We start from the raw sequence: 16,400 nt of genomic DNA, 5'->3' as shown, positions 1-16,400 counted from the left end.
CCGTGCTCGACATTCTCGCCATCACGACGCCGATCTTCCTGATCATCGGCCTCGGCTACCTGGCCCGAGCCGGGCGGCTGCTGGATCAGCAGGCGCTGCAGGGGATCGGCACCTTCGTCCTGTACTTCGCGCTGCCGGCGCTGGTGATCCGCGCCCTGACCGAGAACCCGCTTGGCGAGGTCTTCGATCCCGACTATCTGCTGGCCTACGGTGCGGGCTCACTGGCAGCATTCGCCCTTGGGCTGGGGCTGACCCTGAGGATCGAGCGCAAGCCGCTGTCCGAAGGGGCCATCCAGGCACTCGGCATGTCGGTCTCCAACAGCGGCTTCATCGGCTATCCGGTGGTCGCCATGGCGCTGGGGCCGCCGGCGGCGGTGCTGCTAGCCCTGAACATGATGATCGAGAACCTGCTGATCATTCCCCTGGCGCTGATACTCGCCGAGCTGGGCCGTCAGGCCGGCAACGGCCTGCGTGACACCCTGCGTCAGACCGTCATGCGCCTGGTGCGCAATCCGATCCTCATCGGGCTCGCGATCGGCGTGTTGCTGTCGGCCAGCGGCCAGCCCCTGCCCACGCCACTGGCCAAGGTCATCGACATGCTGGCCGGAGCCTCGGGGCCCGCCGCCCTGTTCGTGATCGGCGGCTCGCTGTATGGCCTACGGCCCCACGGCATGGCGCTGGACATGAGCCAGATCGCCATCGGCAAGCTGGTGCTGCATCCGCTGCTGGTGCTCGGCGCCTTTCTGCTGCTGCCCGGCATCGATCCCTTGAGGATCGCCGGCGCGCTGCTGTTCGCCAGCGCGCCGATGGTCAGCGTCTACCCGCTGCTCGGCCAGCGCTTCGGGCTGGACGACATCGCCGCCGCGACCCTGATGGTCAGTACCCTGGCCTCCTTTGTGACCATCAGTCTGGTGCTGTGGCTGATCCAGCATATCGATCTCTTCGCCGTGTCCTGACCCCAGCATTCGCGCCACCGGTGACAACAAAAGCGGCGGGCGCCCTCTCGAGCGCCCGCCGCGGGGAGACCGGCTCGTCGACCGGGTCAGTAACCTAACAGGGCCGGAAGCCCTGTGACGGTGACCGGCACGAAAGTAATGATGAAGAGCACCAGCAGCTCTACCAGGAATAGCGGCAGAATCCGCCTCGACAGCCGCCCCAGCCCCACTTCGGCCACCGAATCGGCAACGAACAGGCACAGCCCCATGGGCGGCGTGATCAGGCCGATCATCAGGTTGAAGATCACGATGATGCCAAAGTGGACCGGATCCACCCCCAGGCTCACTGCGATGGGATGCAGGATCGGCACAAGCACCAGCATGGCGGCGATGCCTTCGAGGAACAGTCCCACCAGCAGAAACAGCACGATCACCGCCAGCAGGAAGGTCCACTGCGTCGAGATGTAGGACAGCGTGAACTCAGTGAGCAGATTCGGCACGCGATTGTAGGTCAGCAGCCAGTTGGCCGCTCCGACGGCGGCGATGATGATCATGATCACCGCGCTGTCGACCATGGTACGCGAGAAGATTCCCGGCAGATCGCGCCAGCTCAGCTTGCGGAACAGCACCGTGCCGACGAACAGCGCATAGGCGACGGCGAAGGCCGCAGCCTCGGTGGGCGTGACGATGCCCAGCAGGATCGCGCCGACCACGAACACCGGCATCAGCAGCGGGATGATGCCGTCGATCAGGATGGAACGCTTCTCTTCCTTGGGCATATCGACGTCGCGGCGCTTCTCGTACTTGCCGGCGAACAGCATCACGTAGCCGGACAGGAAGACCGCCAGCAGCACCCCGGGCACGATCCCCGCCAGGAACAACGACGGTACCGAGACTCCGGAGACGATCAGCGCGTAGATGATCACCGGAATGCTCGGCGGAATGATTGGCCCGATCACCGAAGAGGCGGCGGTCAGCGCCGCGGCAAAGTCGCGCGGATAGCCTTCCTTCTCCATCTCGGGGATGAACACTCTGCCCAGCGCCGAGGTATCGGCCACCGCGGAGCCGGACAGTCCGGCGAAGATCACCGAGGCCCAGATGTTGACATGAGCCAGACCGCCCCTGACGCGTCCGATCAGCACCTTGGAGAAGGCGATGATACGCACCGTGATGCCGCTCTCGTTCATCAGCTCGCCGGCCAGCACGAACAGCGGTATCGCCAGCAGGGCGAAAGAGTTCAGGCCCGAGAACATCTCGGTGGCCACGGTGGATATCTGGTAAGGGAAGCCGGCGTTGGCCATGAAATACAGCAGCGCGGCCACGATGGCAAAGGCGACCGGCACGCCGATGGCGAGGCCGACCAGCAGGATGACGTAGACCATGTCAGGACACCTCGGATGACGGGGAGCACAGCGCCGACAGGCGCTCGACGAGCTTGATCAGCGCAGCGACGGCAAGCAGCACGCCCCCCAGGCACAGCGCAAACTGGTAAGGCGCCAGGGTGCCGAGCGAGGCGACCCACTCCATGCCGGTGGCCTCCCTGAGGCTGCGCACCGTGCCGCTGAGCCCTGAGATACGCATGCCACCGCGGCTGGCCATGAACAGGTAGCCCGACCAGGCCAGCAGGGCTCCGATCGCAACGACCGCGAGGTCGACGACCACGAACAGCGCCTCGCGCGGCCGCGGGGGAAGGAAGTCCACGACCAGGCCGAAGCGCACGTGGCGATCCTGCAAGTAGGCCAGCGCCAGACCGAACATCACGCCGTAGATGCCGAGGAAGACCGGCACCTGATCGCCCCAGGCCAGGGAACTGCCGAACACGTAGCGCGTGAAGGCGTTGCCGAACACGATCAGAAAGATCAGCGCCATCGACAGGCCGGCGCCGAAGGCGAAGACTCCCGCGGCAATGCGTCGTGTCAGGCGAAAGAGGGTAACCATGAGCGTTTCGTCCCATGCGAAGCGGAGGGTCGCCGTGCCGGTTACCCGGCACGGCGGTGAGGCTTATTCGTCGGCGGTAGCGTCGGCCACAGCCTGCTGGAGGCGATCGATCCACTCGGCGTCGTCACCCAGGTCCTCACGCAGCCATTTGATGACCGGCGGCTGTGCCTGCTCGCGGAACTGTGCCAGCTCCTCGGGCGTCGGGCGATAGACCTGCATGCCCGCCTCCTTGACGGCCTTCAGACCTTCGGCCGTGGTGAACTGCTGGATGGACCGCCCCATGTTGCCGGCGATTTCACCGGCACGTTCGAGCACGTGCTGATCCTGCTCGGACAGCATGCTGAAGAACTGCTCGTTGATCAGCAGGAAGTCGGTCCCGTATACGTGGCCGTCCAGGGTCATGTAGTCCTGCAGTTCATGCAGATTGTTGTTGTAGATGGTACCCACCGGGTTCTCCTGGCCATCGACTACCCCGGTGGAGAGCGCCGTGGGAAGCTCGGACCAGGCGATCGGCGTGGGCTCGGCGCCCAGGCCTTCGACCATCTCCACGTAAAGCGGAATATCCTGAACGCGGAACTTGAGGCCTTCCATGTCCGCTGGCGTACGGATCTCGTGGTCGCTGTTGGTAAAGTGACGGAACCCGGTTTCACCGTAGCCCAGGGTACGCAGGCCGGTCTGCTCCAGGCAGTGCTGGGCCAGGGCGTCGCCGAATTCACCGTCGAGCACGTCCCAGGCGACCACCGGGGACTCGAACATGTAGGGGATGTCCAGCACGCCGGCGGCCGGGCAGACCTTGGACATGGCGCCGGACACCATCACCACCGGCGTCATGCCGTCGATGGCCTGCTGGATCATCTCGTCCTCGTCCCCCAGCGATCCGGCCGGGAACAGCTCCACCGACAGGTCGGTCTCGGACTCGACGATGTTCTTGAAGATCCGGGCGGCGGCTCCCTTCTTGGAATTCTGCCAGTTATCCGGATCCACGTGGCCGAAACGAATCGTCTGCGGCTGCGCCTCGGCGACCGAGGCCACGCCGACGGCGAGGGCGGTACCGACAAAGGCTAACTTGGCGGCTCTGACGTTCATGGGAGATCTCCCTTAATTATGGTTTGTGTCTCTGGTTCCAACACCGACCGGAGGCTTTCAGTTCGCCTAACGAACTTAAGTGCACGAGACGAACACTAGAATCCCCCCGCCGGGGTGTCAACGAGGTGCCAGCGGATTACGACCAAGGTTGAAGCCTCTCTTCCTCCATCCGCCTAGAAGCCGCTACGTGGCAGTATTCTGGCGCTTGTTCGTCACAAGCGCCGGATCGACGACACCGGCCATGAACGACGAAAAATGCAACGACATTCCAAAAAAAGGCCCGCATCATGGCGGGCCCCAGGACAGAGAGTGGCGCTTAGCCGGCCGCGATCAATGCTTCCAGGGCGGCACGGTAGCCTCGACTGCCGAGACCGGCTATCACGCCGTCGGCGCGCAGCGATACGTAGGAGTGGTGACGGAAGCTCTCGCGCTTGTGCACATTGGACAGGTGTACCTCGATCACCCGGCCGTCGAAGGCATTCAAGGCATCGAGAATCGCCACCGAGGTGTGCGTGTAGGCCGCCGGATTGATGATGATCGCCGCGGTGCCGTCCAGGCGAGCGGCGTGGATGGCATCGATCAGCTCGCCCTCGTGATTGCTCTGGCGGCAGTCGATCGCCCAGCCGTGATCGGCGGCCTGGGCACGCAGGGCGTCGTCGATGTCCGCCAGGGTCTCGTGGCCATAGATCTCCGGCTGGCGAGTGCCCAGCAGATTGAGGTTGGGGCCGTGCAGCACCAGAACCTTGCCCACGCTCATCCGTCATTCTCCTTCAGCAGTTCCCGCTTGTAGTGGGCGAACAGTGCGGCGGCCTGTTCGTCGGCCGCAGCACGCCTGTCGGCATCCTCGCAAAAGCGCTTGAAGGCGTCCACGCCCTGGAAGACGAACAGGCTGACGCCGCTCATCACGCTGGCCCCGGCCGCCCGGGCGGCGGCAATGAACTCGGTGACCGCCGGCACGTAGACCGCATCGAAGATCCAGTGACGGGCCTCGATCAGTTCCCCGGGCAGCGGACAGCCGGGACTCTTCTCGTGACCGATGGGCGTGCAGTTGACCAGACCGTCGCAGCGCGCCACCGTCTCGGCCAGCTGCTCGGGGCGAATCCACGAGGCCGGGAAGCCCTCGGCCCCGAGCTCCTCACAGAGCCCCCGGGCCTTGGCCTCGTCGAGGTCGAGCAGGATCACCTCCTCGGCGCCGAGCTTGCCGAGCCCGAAGGCCACCGCCTTGCCCACGCCGCCGGTGCCGATCAGCAGCACCCGCCCCGGGGCGCGCTCGCCGAGGGTGGCGCGAAAGCCGCTGACGAAGCCGGTGAAGTCGGTGTTCTCGGCGAGAATGCGTCCGTCCTCGAACACCAGAGTGTTGGCGGCCCCGACCATGCGCGCGCCCTCGGTGGCCTCGTCGGCCAGCTGCACCGCCGCCTCCTTCCAGGGAAAGGTGACGTTGACGCCGCGATAGCCCTCGGTTATCACCCGACGCACCTGGCTGTCCAGGGAGTCGATAGGTAGCTCGTTGGCATCGAACAGATCATAGGTGGCGGGAATGCCGGTCAGCTCGCCCAGCCGTACATGCAGGTCCGGCGAGCTGGAGTTCATGATGGCCTTGCCGATCAGCCCCAGTTTCATGGCGTTATCTCCTGGAAAGCTCCTGTGGATATCAAAACTCCGACCATGAAACGTCATCCGCTCTTCGACTGGGCCGCCAGGCGAATGCCGGCATTGGCCTCGCCGAACTGCTGGTAGCCGCCTCGCCGTTCGACGATCTCGAAGAAGAAGCGCCCCGAGAAGGTTTCGGTGTAGGCATGGAAGAAGTCGCCGTCCCCATTGCGGTCGAAGAGGATATTGCGGGCCCGCATGGCCTCCAGCAGCGACTCGTCGAGGTCATAGCGCGCCTCGAGGTCGTCGTAGTAGTTGCCCGGAATCTTCAGCAGCGGCAGGCCACGGGCCTGGATCTCGTCGACGGTGGCGAAGATGTCGCGACTCTCGAAGGCGATCTGCTGCACGCCGCCGCGGAACTCGCTGAGGAAGCGCCCGGGCTGGGTCTCCTGCACCTGGGACACGGTGAGCGGCAGGCGAATGCTGCGATCCGGGCTCACCACCGCCTGGCTGACCATCATCCCGCGCGGATCGACGATCTCGTTCTCGGCCTCGGCGGCGAAGCCGAACACGGTGCGATGGAACAGCTGCCAGCCCAGCAGCTGGGTGGCCGGCAGCACATAGGAGAGGTGATCGACTCGCACCAGCCCCGCCTCGTCGCGGCTCTCCTGATCGAACAGCTCGAAGTCGGTGCGCCACTGCAGGTCGCCGGCCGCCTGGTCGTCAACCAGGTAGACCAGGCTGCCCTCGATGCCGCGCAGGGCCGGAATCTCCATCTCGCCCTCGCCGACCTGGCCGCGGAAGCGCGGCGCCTTGAAGGCGCGGGCCCGGTCCAGCGCCTGCTCCACGTCATCCACGCGGAAGCCCACGGCGCACACCGAGGTGCCATGCAGCAGGCGGAAGGTATGGGCGAAGCTGTCGGTCTCGAAGTTGAGCACCAGATGCACTTCGCCCTGCTTCCACAGCTCGACGTTCTTCGAGCGGTGGCGCCCCACGTGGCGGAAGCCGAGCGCGCCGATGAATTCGCCCAGCGGCGCGGCGCTCTCCTCGTCGAGGGTGAACTCGATGAAATGGATGCCGCGGTAGTGCGGGGCCGGCGGAATCCGCCCCGCCCAGGGGCCATCCTCGACCAGGTTCTCGAGCCAGATCAGCGAGCGCAGGCCGTCCAGGGCGGTGATCTCGGTAGGCGCGGCGCGGAAGGCATCGCTGAAGATCTCCAGCGACAGCGGACCGTCGTAGCCCGAGCGGGCCAGCTCGCGCATGAAGGCCTCGAGCGGCAGGCGCCCCTGGCCGGGGAAACAGCGAAAATGGCGGCTCCACTGCAGCACGTCCATGTCGAGCAGCGGCGCATCGGCCACCTGGACGAAGAAGATCTTGTCGCGGGGAATCTTGCCGATGGTGGAGAGGTCATGGCCGCGGGAGAGAATGTGAAAGCTGTCGAGCACCACGCCGAGATAGGGGTGATCGGCGCGCCGCACCACTTCCCATGCGTCCCGGTAGTCGGAGATATGGCGGCCCCAGGCGAGCGCCTCGAAGCCGATGCGGATGCAGCGCTGTCCGGCTCGCTCGGCGAGCTCGCGCAGGTCGGCGGCTACCCGGTCGAGATCACCGTCGGACTGGGGCGAGACGTTGCTGCACACCAGCAGGAAATCGGTGCCAAGCTGCTCCATGAGATCGAACTTGCGCTCGGCACGCTGCAGATTGCGGCTACGCTGGGGCTCGGGCATGCCCTCGAAGTCGCGGAACGGCTGGAAGGCGACGATGGACAGCCCCAGCGAATCGCAGAGCTCGCGCACCTCCTCGGGGGAGCCGTCGAAGGACAGCAGATCGTTCTCGAAGATCTCCACGCCGCCGAAGCCGGCGCGCGCGATGGCTTCCAGCTTGGTCCGCAGATCTCCACTCAGGCACACGGTGGCGATGGCACGCATCTGAACCTCCTGACAATCGGATCGAGAGATCCTCGCCACATCCCCGGCGGGGTCGCGTCGACGCGGCGAGAGACGCCCTGACAAATGTTCGCATAGCGTCGCAAAGTTCGCATTATGCACGACATCCCGGGTGTCAAGGCAAGCCGCTTTTGCCGGCAGCCAATTGTCCGAATCACGGCCGACACTCCCTTGTGGCCCGCCATGACAGCGTTTCAGGCGCTTTTCTCGTTACACGATAGTTGACCGCAACCTTGGTCTTAGATGACCTTGCAGCAGATTGACAGTACTGGAAACCGATTCCAGCTTGTTCGTATAAAGCACTTTAGTTCGACAAACGAACCCAGTATCCTGATGCCCCAGGCTGGCGGGCGCGGCACGGGGCGGCGACACACCCGAGCCACGGCTTCCCGATATTCCTGAAACGCGCCCCGTCCCCACGGAAACGCGGCCCGGTGGTGCGCGTGCAGCGGAGCCCAACGTGAGCGATTTCTTCTGCGATCCGGACAGCGTGCTGGTCTTCGACTTCGACGGCGTGATCCTCGACTCGGCGAGCCTCAAGCGCGAGGCCTTCGCCGCCCTCTACGACGACCAGCCCGAGCCCCTGCGCCGCGCCGTCCGCGCCTATCTGGGCCGACGCGGCGGCCAGCCCCGGGAGGTCAAGTTCCGCCACATCGAAGCGCAGATCCTCGGCCGCCCGGCCGACGAGGCGTCCATCGAGGCGCTGTGCCGACGCTTCAAGGCGGGCGTGGAGCAGCGCATTCTCGCCGCTCCCGCCATTCCCGGCGCCCTGGCATTCCTCGAAAGCCATCGCGGTCGCCTGCCGATCTATCTGCTGTCCGCCACACCCGAGCACGAGCTGCGCGAGATCGTCGCCCGGCGCGACCTGGCCGGCCATTTCGACGAGGTGATCGGCTCGCCGCCGGACAAGGTGACGGGGCTCGGCCAGCTGCTGAATCGGCACGGCCTCCGGGCACCAAGCACGGTCATGGTGGGCGACTCCTACAACGACTATCGCGCCGCCCGCTCCAATGCCACGGGCTTCGTCGGTGTCACCGCCGATCCGGCGGCCTCCCCCTTCCCCACGGACGTGGTCACCACCCTCGACCTGCGCGGCCTGGAGGCCGCGCTCGCGAGCTGGTATCGCCAGACGTAGACCTCAGGCGTCTCCTGACGCCGGCTCGAGCAGCCGCTGCCAGACCGCGATGACGGCCTGGCGATGCGTGGCGAAGTCGGCGTTGTCGCCGCGGGCCGGATCGCCGGTCAGGGCCGCGCGATGGGCCGCGGTGCGGCAGGCCAGGTAGGCCTCGCGCAGGCGCTCACCGTCCTCGGCGGGCAGCCGGCCGCTACTCTCCAGGGTCTCGAGGATGCGCATGTTGTCGCTCCACTGCAGCAGCGCCGGGCTGTCGTGAGACATCGCCAGCACCGCGAACTGGCACAGGAACTCGATGTCGACCATGCCGCCCGGATCCTGCTTGAGGTCGAAGTCGTCGCCCTCGGCCTGGCTCGCCAGGTGCTTGCGCATCTTGTGACGCATCGCCACCACCTCCTCGCGCAGCGCCTCGACGTCGCGCTCGCGGCCGAGGATCTCGCCGCGCACGGCGTCGAAGCCCTCGGCCAGGGTATCGTGGCCGGCCACCACCCGGGCCCGCACCAGCGCCTGGTGCTCCCAGGTCCAGGCCTCGCGGCGCTGATAGTCGGCGAAGGCGTCGAGGCTCGACACCAGCAGTCCGGCGTTGCCCGAGGGCCGCAGGCGCATGTCGACCTCGTAGAGGCTGCCGGCCGGGGTCACCGCGGTGAGCAGGTGGATGATGCGCTGGCCGAGGCGGGTGAAGAACACCGCGTTGTCGATCGGCCGATCGCCGTCGGTGCTGCCGCGGGTGGCGCCGTCGTGAAGGAACACCAGGTCCAGGTCGGAGCCGTAGCCGAGCTCGATGCCGCCGAGCTTGCCGTAGCCGATGATCAGGAATTCCGGCGCCTGGCCGCAGCGCTCGCCGTCGCGGCGCAGCGGGAAGCCGTGCTTGCGGGTCAGGTGCTTCCAGGCCATGGCCAACACCGTCTCGAGGATCACCTCGGCGATGTAGGTGAGATAGTCGCTGACCTTCATCAGGTGGCGGGTGCCGGCGATGTCGGAGGCCGCCACGTGCAGCACCTGGGCGTGCTTGAACACGCGCAGCGCCTCGAGCTCGGCCTCCTCGTCGCCCTCGGGAATTCGCCCCAGGGCCTGGCGCAGCTCGTCGGCCAGCCTCGCCTTGTCGGCCGGCGTGTAGAGGGTGTCCGGGGTCAGCAGCTCGTCGAGCAGGATCGGGTGGCGGGCCAGCTGCTCGGCGATCCAGGGGCTGGCGCTGCACAGGTGCATCAGGTGCTCCAGCGCCTCGGGATTCTCGCGCAGCAGCGCCAGGTAGGCGGTGCGCCGCAGCACCGCCTCGACCAGCGGCAGCACCCGCTCCAGGGCCACGTCCGGCGCCTCGCTGGCCGCGGCGGCGTCGAGCAGCAGCGGCATCAGCGCCTCCAGGCGCTCGTAGCCGATGCGCTGCATGGCCTGCACCTGACGCGAGTCGCGCAGCGTGCGCAGGCGCCGGTAAGCGGCGGTCGGGTCGGTGAAGCCCGCTTCCTCGAGCCGCGCCAGCGCCTCCTCCTCGTCGGGCTCGTCGCGCCACAGCGCCCGCCACTCCTCCAGCTCGATGCCGCCACCGCCCGCGGCGGACGCATCGCCGTCGGCCTCTTCGGGGTCGGCGATCACCGCGTCGAAGTGGCGACGGACGCGCTCGCGCACCTCGTCGAGCCGCGCCATCAGCGCCGGCCAGTCCTCCATGTCCAGCGCCAGGGCGACCCGCTCGCGGGCCAGCTCCTCGGCCGGCAGGGTCTGGGTCTGGCGATCCTCCAGCGCCTGGATGGCGTGCTCGAGGTCGCGCAGGAAGACGTAATCGGGCATCAGCTCGTCGACCACTTCACTGGGCAGCAGGCCCAGCTCCGGCAGGCGCTCCAGGGCGGTCTTCAGCGAGGTGACCTGCAGCTCGGTGTCGCGACCGCCGCGGATCAGCTGGAAAGCCTGGACCACGAACTCCACCTCGCGGATGCCGCCGGGGCCGAGCTTGATGTTGTCCTGCATGCCGCGGCGGCGCACCTCGCGGTTGATCATCGCCTTGAGCTCGCGCAGCGATTCGATGGCGCCGAAGTCCAGGTAGCGGCGATAGACGAAGGGCCGGATGCTCGCCAGCAGCTCGGTGCCGGCCTCCAGGTCGCCGGCCACCGGGCGCGCCTTGAGCATGGCATAGCGCTCCCACTCGCGGCCCTGGTCCTGGTAGTAGCTGGCCAGCGAGGCGAAGTTGCCGACCAGCGGGCCACCGTCCCCCAGCGGGCGCAGGCGCATGTCGACGCGGAAGGCGAAGCCGTCGGCGGTCACCGCGTCCAGCGCGCCGATCAGCTTCTGGCCGATCTTGGTGAAGTACTCCTGATGCTCGAGCGTCTTGCGCCCGCCCACCGTCTCGCCCTTCTCGGGAAAGGCGAAGATCAGGTCGATGTCGGAGGAGAGATTGAGCTCGCCGGCGCCGAGCTTGCCCATGCCGAGCACCACCAGGCGCTGCTCGCTGCCGTCGGCGCGCGGCCCGGGACGGCCCCAGCGCGCCTCGACGTGGCGCTCGAGCCAGGCCAGCGCCTGCTCCAGGCAGGTCTCGGCGAGCCGGGTGACGGCGCCGGCGGTGGCCCACATGTCGATGCCCGGCGGGCGGGTCAGGTCGCGCCACACGATGCCCAGCATGCGCACCTGGCGGAAGCGGCGCACCGCGGCGTGCATGGCCGCCTCGTCCTCGGCGGCCTCGAGGCGCTCGGCGAGCGTCTCGCTCAGGGTGTCAGCGTCCGGGGCGGCGTCCAGCTCGCCCAGAGCGTCGAGCTGGGGCAGCCAGTCGGGATGGCGGATCAGCGTCTCGGCGACGAACTCCGACACCGCCAGCACCCGCGCCAGCTGCTCGCGGCGGTGCGGGGCCAGCGCCAACCAGCTCTCGCCGGGACCTTCGCGCTTCTGCATCTCGGCCAGATTGTCGGCCTGCTCGAGGGCCGTGGCCAGGCGCTCGCGGGCGTGTCGCAGCGGCGCCGCCAGCGGTTCGGGAATGGCATCCAGCGGCAGGAAGTCGTCGGGCAGGGCCATGGGCGTCTCGCATCCGGTTGATCGATGCCCTTCAGCATACCCAAGCCCGGCCGGACGGCACTAGACGGCGTTCGTCCCGCTCAGCCCAGAAAGCGGTCCCAGGCGATCAGCCCCCAGGTCAGGCCGGCGGTCAGCAGCGCCATCATCACTGCCGCCGAGCCGATGTCCTTGGCGCGGCCGGAGAGCTTGTGGCGCTCCGGACCGATGCGGTCGACCACGTTCTCGATGGCGCTGTTGAGCAGCTCGACGATCAGCACCAGCAGGCAGCTGCCGATCAGCAGGATCCACTCCACCGGCTCGCGGCCCAGCCATACGGCCAGCGGCGTCATCACCAGGCACAGGCCGAGCTCCTGACGAAAGGCGGCCTCGTGGCGGTAGGCCGCCCCGAGGCCCTTGAGGGAGTAGCGGGTGGAGTGCACCAGGTGGCGCCAGCCGGTGTGTCCGGGTTTCATCGATAGCATCCATCAGCGTTCGGCGTGAGAACGCCGAGGGTAGCAGAGCCGGATTAGGTAATTATTACGTCGACGGCGCGACTCAGTTCGCCTCGATCATCGCCGTGAGGTCCACCGACAGCCGCTCCAGCACCTGCGACCAGCTCAGGTAGGGCGTCGAGCCGGTGCCGTTGACCAGCACGCTGAACACGCCCCAGCGCCCGCTGCGAGTGCGGAAGTAGCCGGCCGCGGCGCGCACCGACACCGGCTGATAGAGGGTGCCGGTCTTGAGCATGACATGGTCCTGGAAGGTCGCCGGGCCGCGGCGGATGAAGCGCATCACACCATTGCTCGGCGACTGCAGCGCGGCGACGAAGGTCGGGAACAGCGAGGGCTGGCGGAACATGTGTTCGAGCAGCACGTTCACCCCGGCGGCGCTGGTGCGGTTTTCCGGCGTCAGGCCGCTACCGCTGTCCAGGCGCAGCGGGCCGTGGCCCGGCAGGCCGCCGGCAAAGGCCTCGATGGCATCGCCGCCCTGGCTCAGCGACGGTCGCGGCGTCGTGGCCAGGTCCAGCGTCAGGGTGTCGGCCATGAAGTTGTTGGAGTAGTTGAGGGTGCGCAGCAGCAGTTCCTGCAGCGGCTTGCCATCCACCGCGGCCAGGCGCACGGCCCCGGCCGGCGGCTCCAGGGTGGTGGTGACGTGCCCGCCGGCCACCGCGATGTCGCCCTGCTCGAGCATCGCCATCAGCGTGCGCGCCGCCTGCTCGGCGGGGTCGGAGCTGGTGCGGTAGAGCTCGCGCGGATGGGCGTTGGTGGAGATCTGGCCAGACACCCGCATCACGTCGCCGTCGCCGTCGGTGATCCGCTCCGCCGACAGCTGGGTGCCGCTGTTGGGCGGCCGGGTCTCGATGCGGTTGTCGATGCGCACCAGGTCGGCCCGGCCGTCGCAGGGCGTGACCCGGGCCGGCGCGCCGGCGGTACGCGCCGGGGCCACAGTCACGCACCAGTTGCCGTAGTTGACCGCCGCCGAGGAGAGCAGCGCGCTATAGGCGTTGTCGACCCGACGCTGGCCCTCGCAGCGGTCGACGGTCAGGCAGGCCACCGGACCGAAGCGCCACTGGCTGACCACCAGCCGCCCGGTGACCCGGCGCACCCCGGCCTGATGCAGGCGCTGGACCAGCCGCCACAGGTCCTCGGTGGTCAGCGCCGGGTCGCCGCCGCCATCGAGAATCAGGTCGCCGTGCAGCACGCCCTCGGCATCGGGCTCGGCGCTGCCGAGCAGCCGCGTGGTGAAGCGATGCTGGGGGCCGAAGCGCTCGAGCGCCGCCGCCGCCATGTAGACCTTGGACACCGAGGCCGGCGCCAGCTGGCGCTGCGGCGACAGGCTGCCCAGGGTCTCGCCAGGCTCGCCGTTGCCCAGCAGGCGCGCCTCGGCGCCGATACGGAAGCCGTCATCGGCCAGTTCCGAGAGGTGGGAGAACCCCTGCCCCAGGGCGGTCAGGGGCAGCAGCAACAGCAGGCAGAGCGAGAAGCAGCGAGACAGCATGGGCGTCATCCGTGAGGTCGAAGGGCACAGGAGAAAGCGCGGCAGAGCCGCAGTCTACCCGTGCCCCGGGCGCGATTCGACCGACTGACACTGATCGGAAAGAAGAGGATTCGGAAACCAAGAGGAATACCGGGGACAGGTCGAAGAGGGGGTTTTTGGCCATGGGTGAGGCGGATTCCGCCGAACGGGCTGGCCAAGGATGGCCAGCACCGGACCTGCAAGCGGAGCAGGATGCGGGAGCGCCGTAGGGCCAAAGAAGCGCCCAGGGATGGGTTCATAGCGCCCCTCATAGACCTGTCGACGGTATCAATACTTATGCACCTCAGTGGGCAGAGACCCGGGAGAAGGCCTGGATGACCACCACCCCGCCGATGATCATGGCAAGGCCCAGCGCCGCCGGCGCATCCAGGCGCTCGCCATAGACCAGGATGCCGATCAGGGTCACCAGCACGATGCCGAGTCCGGCCCAGAAGGCGTAGGCGATGCCCACCGGCAGGGTGCGAAGCGCCAGGGTCAGCAGATAGAAGGCCAGCACGTAGCCCACCACCACCACCACGCTCGGCCACAGCCGGGTGAACTCCTGGGACGCCTTCAGCGAACTGGTCGCCACCACTTCGGCGACGATCGCCAGCGCCAGGTACAGATAGGCCATCAGGCATCTCCTCGCGCCAGCCGACGGCGCATCACGATATCGAACAGCGTATTGAAGACCATGGCATAGGCCAGGAAGAACAGCATGAAGCCGGCATCGAGCCACAAGGCCTCGAGCAGGCCGATGTCCAGCCACCAGGCCACCGCCGGCAGGGTCATTACCAGCAGGCCGAGCTCGAAGCCGCAGGCCTGGGCGAAGCGCTGACCGAGGCTGCGGCGACGCGTCGGCACCAGCGCATCGAACAGGCGATTCCAGACCAGGTTCCAGAGCATGGCGACGCTGGCCAGACCCACGGCCAGCGCGCCGATCTCGGCCATGCCATGGCCGGTCAGCCAGCTGGCCAGCGGCGTCACCATCACCAGGCCGCCGGCCTCGAACAGCACGGTATGGGTCAGTCGTTCGGTCCAGGAGCGCATCGTCACCTCCCGAGATGTCATCACGAGGCCAACTGGCCTCGACCTGGGCGCCCATTCTCGCCATCATGGCGATGGATACGAGTTGGATTCCATCTGAAAAATCGATAGGTCACCCATGCGCTGGACCCTCGACCAGCTGGAGGTGCTCGTCGCCTGCGCCGAGCGCGGCTCCTTCTCCGCCGCGGCCCGCCACCTGGGCCGCGCCCAGTCGGCAGTGAGCACCGCCATCGCCCACCTGGAGGCCGACCTGGCCTGCACCCTGTTCGACCGCGACGGCCGCCTGCCGCGCCTGACCGAGGCCGGCGAGGCGCTGCTCCACGAGGCCCGGGCGGTGCTGCGCCAGTGCCAGCGGCTGGATTCCCGTGCCCGGGCCATTGCCCAGGGCGAGGAGGCCCGGCTGGTGCTGGCCATCGACGAGGCGCTGGTCGAGATGCCACCGGTAGACGAGACTCTCGAGGCCCTGGCCCACCACTACCCCGCCCTGCAGCTGACCCTGCTCTACGGTGCCCAGGGCGATATCGCCGGCTGGGTCGAGGATCGCACCGCCGATCTCGGCATCCTGCTCGGCCGGCTGGGCCGCGGTCCGCTGCTCGAGGGCATGCCGATCGCCCACCTGCGCCAGTCGCTGGTGGTCGGCCGCGATCACCCCCTGGCCGGCCAGGGCGCGCCCACCCACGGCGACCTGGCCGGCCATCGCCAGCTGCTGATCGCCTCGCGCTCGGAAGGCGACGGCGACACGCCGCTCAGCGCCCAGTTCTGGCGCCTGAACAGCTTCTATTCGATGGCCGAGCTGGTCACCCGCGGGCTCGGCTGGGCGCTGGTGCCCGAGCACATCGCCCAGTACCCGCCGTTCCGCGACGACCTGGTCGCGGTGCCGGACACGGCGCTGGGCCCCCTGCCGATCATCGAGGTGGAGACGGTCTCACGCCGCGACGCCGCCCAGGGGCCGATCGCCCGCTGGCTGCGGCAGACGCTGGGCGAGCGGTTCCGCGACCGACGCCGCCGCTGAGCCGGCTCACTCGACCGGCATCAGCCCCGGGCGGTGCGGCAGCTCGGCCACCAGTTTCCACAGCGGCTGGCCGCTCAGGTGATACTTGCGCTCGAAGTGAGTGAGGAAATCGCCCTCAGGGTCGTGCGCCTCCACCGGCGAGGCGACGCCGGTCGCCTGTTCGATCGCCAGCGCGAACTCCTCGACGTAGAGCCGCCAGTTGGAGCGCAGCTCCAGCCGCCCGCCCAGCGCCAGGATGGCGGGAAACACCGGATGCCCCTGCCAGCGCATCTTGAGGTGCGTCGACTTGGGATAGGGGTTGGGATACAGCAGGTAGTGGCGCACCGGGCGCCAGCCGGCCGCCAGCGCCAGCCGCCAGAAGTCCACCAGGTCGGCGCGTACCAGCAGGGCATTGTCGGGCGGCGCGCCGTGCTCGCGGGACAGCCGGTCGGCGCTGCGATCGACGCCGATCACCACGCAGTCGGGGTGGGCCTCGGCCAGCCGCCGCGTCGACAGCCCCACGCCGCAGCCGGCATCGAGGATCAGCGGCGCCTCGCCCCGTGCCGCCCGCCACGCCTCGGCCGCGGCGAAGGCCTCGCGGGTATGGTCGGCCAGCGGCTTGCGCAGCGGATGGGTCAGGGCCCGCTCGACCCGGCGCGCCAGATCGTGATGGGGGCCGGGCTGGTTGGAGGTGATGATGCGAGAACGCTCGGACATGGCGGTGATCGGTCGGGGAATGGGAAGGC

The 16,400-nt window shown here is 68.1% G+C and carries 15 protein-coding genes; 3 read left to right on the top strand and 12 right to left on the bottom strand.

What is annotated here, in order from left to right; genetic code table 11:
• Nucleotides 1–2: 2 nt before the first annotated feature.
• Complete coding sequence (locus MYL53_RS07815; protein ID WP_247853069.1) at nt 3–956, top strand: AEC family transporter; 954 nt, start codon at nt 3–5, stop codon at nt 954–956.
• A gap of 86 nt (nt 957–1,042) precedes the next feature.
• Here MYL53_RS07815 and MYL53_RS07810 read toward each other — a convergent pair whose 3' ends face one another.
• The 6 genes from MYL53_RS07810 to MYL53_RS07785 all read right to left on the bottom strand — a co-directional run bounded on the left by MYL53_RS07810 (nt 1,043) and on the right by MYL53_RS07785 (nt 7,477).
• Nucleotides 1,043–2,317, bottom strand: coding sequence for a TRAP transporter large permease (locus MYL53_RS07810; RefSeq protein WP_247853068.1), 1,275 nt, complete (start codon nt 2,315–2,317; stop codon nt 1,043–1,045).
• Nucleotide 2,318: 1 nt separating this feature from the next.
• On the bottom strand, nt 2,319–2,873 hold the full coding sequence (locus MYL53_RS07805) for a TRAP transporter small permease (protein ID WP_247853067.1): 555 nt from the start codon (nt 2,871–2,873) through the stop codon (nt 2,319–2,321).
• A 63-nt stretch (nt 2,874–2,936) separates the two neighbouring features.
• Complete coding sequence (gene dctP, locus MYL53_RS07800; RefSeq protein WP_247853066.1) at nt 2,937–3,959, bottom strand: TRAP transporter substrate-binding protein DctP; 1,023 nt, start codon at nt 3,957–3,959, stop codon at nt 2,937–2,939.
• 316 nt (nt 3,960–4,275) lie between these two features.
• Entirely contained in the window at nt 4,276–4,716 is a 441-nt protein-coding gene (gene aroQ / locus MYL53_RS07795; protein WP_247853065.1) for a type II 3-dehydroquinate dehydratase, read from the bottom strand.
• Nucleotides 4,713–5,579: a shikimate dehydrogenase family protein gene (locus MYL53_RS07790; RefSeq protein WP_247853064.1), complete on the bottom strand. Its 867-nt coding sequence runs from the start codon at nt 5,577–5,579 to the stop codon at nt 4,713–4,715. The genes aroQ and MYL53_RS07790 overlap by 4 nt, the downstream gene beginning before the upstream one ends.
• 53 nt (nt 5,580–5,632) lie before the next feature.
• Nucleotides 5,633–7,477: a bifunctional sugar phosphate isomerase/epimerase/4-hydroxyphenylpyruvate dioxygenase family protein gene (locus MYL53_RS07785; protein ID WP_247853063.1), complete on the bottom strand. Its 1,845-nt coding sequence runs from the start codon at nt 7,475–7,477 to the stop codon at nt 5,633–5,635.
• 478 nt (nt 7,478–7,955) lie between these two features.
• Between MYL53_RS07785 and MYL53_RS07780 the strand changes: the two genes are divergently transcribed.
• On the top strand, nt 7,956–8,630 hold the full coding sequence (locus MYL53_RS07780) for an HAD family hydrolase (protein WP_247853062.1): 675 nt from the start codon (nt 7,956–7,958) through the stop codon (nt 8,628–8,630).
• Nucleotides 8,631–8,633: 3 nt separating this feature from the next.
• Here MYL53_RS07780 and glnE read toward each other — a convergent pair whose 3' ends face one another.
• The 5 genes from glnE to MYL53_RS07755 all read right to left on the bottom strand — a co-directional run bounded on the left by glnE (nt 8,634) and on the right by MYL53_RS07755 (nt 14,666).
• Nucleotides 8,634–11,621 carry a bifunctional [glutamate--ammonia ligase]-adenylyl-L-tyrosine phosphorylase/[glutamate--ammonia-ligase] adenylyltransferase gene (glnE, locus tag MYL53_RS07775; protein ID WP_247853061.1) on the bottom strand — a complete coding sequence of 996 codons (2,988 nt, stop codon included), beginning with the start codon at nt 11,619–11,621 and terminating at the stop codon, nt 8,634–8,636.
• 80 nt (nt 11,622–11,701) lie between these two features.
• Nucleotides 11,702–12,073: a diacylglycerol kinase gene (locus MYL53_RS07770; protein ID WP_247853060.1), complete on the bottom strand. Its 372-nt coding sequence runs from the start codon at nt 12,071–12,073 to the stop codon at nt 11,702–11,704.
• Between the two features lie 82 nt (nt 12,074–12,155).
• Nucleotides 12,156–13,598, bottom strand: coding sequence for a D-alanyl-D-alanine carboxypeptidase/D-alanyl-D-alanine endopeptidase (gene dacB, locus MYL53_RS07765; protein ID WP_247853059.1), 1,443 nt, complete (start codon nt 13,596–13,598; stop codon nt 12,156–12,158).
• Between the two features lie 322 nt (nt 13,599–13,920).
• Nucleotides 13,921–14,253, bottom strand: a complete 333-nt coding sequence (locus MYL53_RS07760; protein WP_425591745.1) for a DMT family transporter — start codon at nt 14,251–14,253, stop codon at nt 13,921–13,923.
• Nucleotides 14,250–14,666, bottom strand: a complete 417-nt coding sequence (locus tag MYL53_RS07755) for a PACE efflux transporter (protein ID WP_247853057.1) — start codon at nt 14,664–14,666, stop codon at nt 14,250–14,252. Before MYL53_RS07755 ends, MYL53_RS07760 begins: the two co-directional genes overlap by 4 nt.
• 115 nt (nt 14,667–14,781) lie before the next feature.
• On the opposite strand from MYL53_RS07755, the gene MYL53_RS07750 reads away from it, so the two are divergent.
• Nucleotides 14,782–15,675: a LysR family transcriptional regulator gene (locus MYL53_RS07750; RefSeq protein WP_247853056.1), complete on the top strand. Its 894-nt coding sequence runs from the start codon at nt 14,782–14,784 to the stop codon at nt 15,673–15,675.
• A gap of 6 nt (nt 15,676–15,681) precedes the next feature.
• On the opposite strand, the gene trmB is transcribed toward MYL53_RS07750, so the two are convergent.
• Entirely contained in the window at nt 15,682–16,371 is a 690-nt protein-coding gene (gene trmB, locus MYL53_RS07745) for a tRNA (guanine(46)-N(7))-methyltransferase TrmB (protein WP_247853055.1), read from the bottom strand.
• Nucleotides 16,372–16,400: the final 29 nt, after the last annotated feature.

It is taken from the genome of Halomonas getboli (assembly GCF_023094245.1).
GTDB classification, from domain to species: Bacteria; Pseudomonadota; Gammaproteobacteria; order Pseudomonadales; family Halomonadaceae; genus Halomonas; species Halomonas getboli.
Note: the sequence above shows the minus strand (reverse complement) of the source record. Positions and strands in the feature narration are given on the sequence as shown.

What these genes read in the sequence shown, in the direction of transcription:
- MYL53_RS07755 (WP_247853057.1), bottom strand. Translation starts at nt 14,666, where the DNA reads ATGCGCTCCTGGACCGAACGACTGACCCATACCGTGCTGTTCGAGGCC.
- glnE (WP_247853061.1), bottom strand. Translation starts at nt 11,621, where the DNA reads ATGGCCCTGCCCGACGACTTCCTGCCGCTGGATGCCATTCCCGAACCG.
- dctP (WP_247853066.1), bottom strand. Translation starts at nt 3,959, where the DNA reads ATGAACGTCAGAGCCGCCAAGTTAGCCTTTGTCGGTACCGCCCTCGCC.
- MYL53_RS07805 (WP_247853067.1), bottom strand. Translation starts at nt 2,873, where the DNA reads ATGGTTACCCTCTTTCGCCTGACACGACGCATTGCCGCGGGAGTCTTC.
- MYL53_RS07770 (WP_247853060.1), bottom strand. Translation starts at nt 12,073, where the DNA reads ATGAAACCCGGACACACCGGCTGGCGCCACCTGGTGCACTCCACCCGC.
- MYL53_RS07790 (WP_247853064.1), bottom strand. Translation starts at nt 5,579, where the DNA reads ATGAAACTGGGGCTGATCGGCAAGGCCATCATGAACTCCAGCTCGCCG.
- MYL53_RS07810 (WP_247853068.1), bottom strand. Translation starts at nt 2,317, where the DNA reads ATGGTCTACGTCATCCTGCTGGTCGGCCTCGCCATCGGCGTGCCGGTC.
- trmB (WP_247853055.1), bottom strand. Translation starts at nt 16,371, where the DNA reads ATGTCCGAGCGTTCTCGCATCATCACCTCCAACCAGCCCGGCCCCCAT.
- MYL53_RS07785 (WP_247853063.1), bottom strand. Translation starts at nt 7,477, where the DNA reads ATGCGTGCCATCGCCACCGTGTGCCTGAGTGGAGATCTGCGGACCAAG.
- dacB (WP_247853059.1), bottom strand. Translation starts at nt 13,598, where the DNA reads ATGCTGTCTCGCTGCTTCTCGCTCTGCCTGCTGTTGCTGCTGCCCCTG.
- MYL53_RS07750 (WP_247853056.1), top strand. Translation starts at nt 14,782, where the DNA reads ATGCGCTGGACCCTCGACCAGCTGGAGGTGCTCGTCGCCTGCGCCGAG.
- aroQ (WP_247853065.1), bottom strand. Translation starts at nt 4,716, where the DNA reads ATGAGCGTGGGCAAGGTTCTGGTGCTGCACGGCCCCAACCTCAATCTG.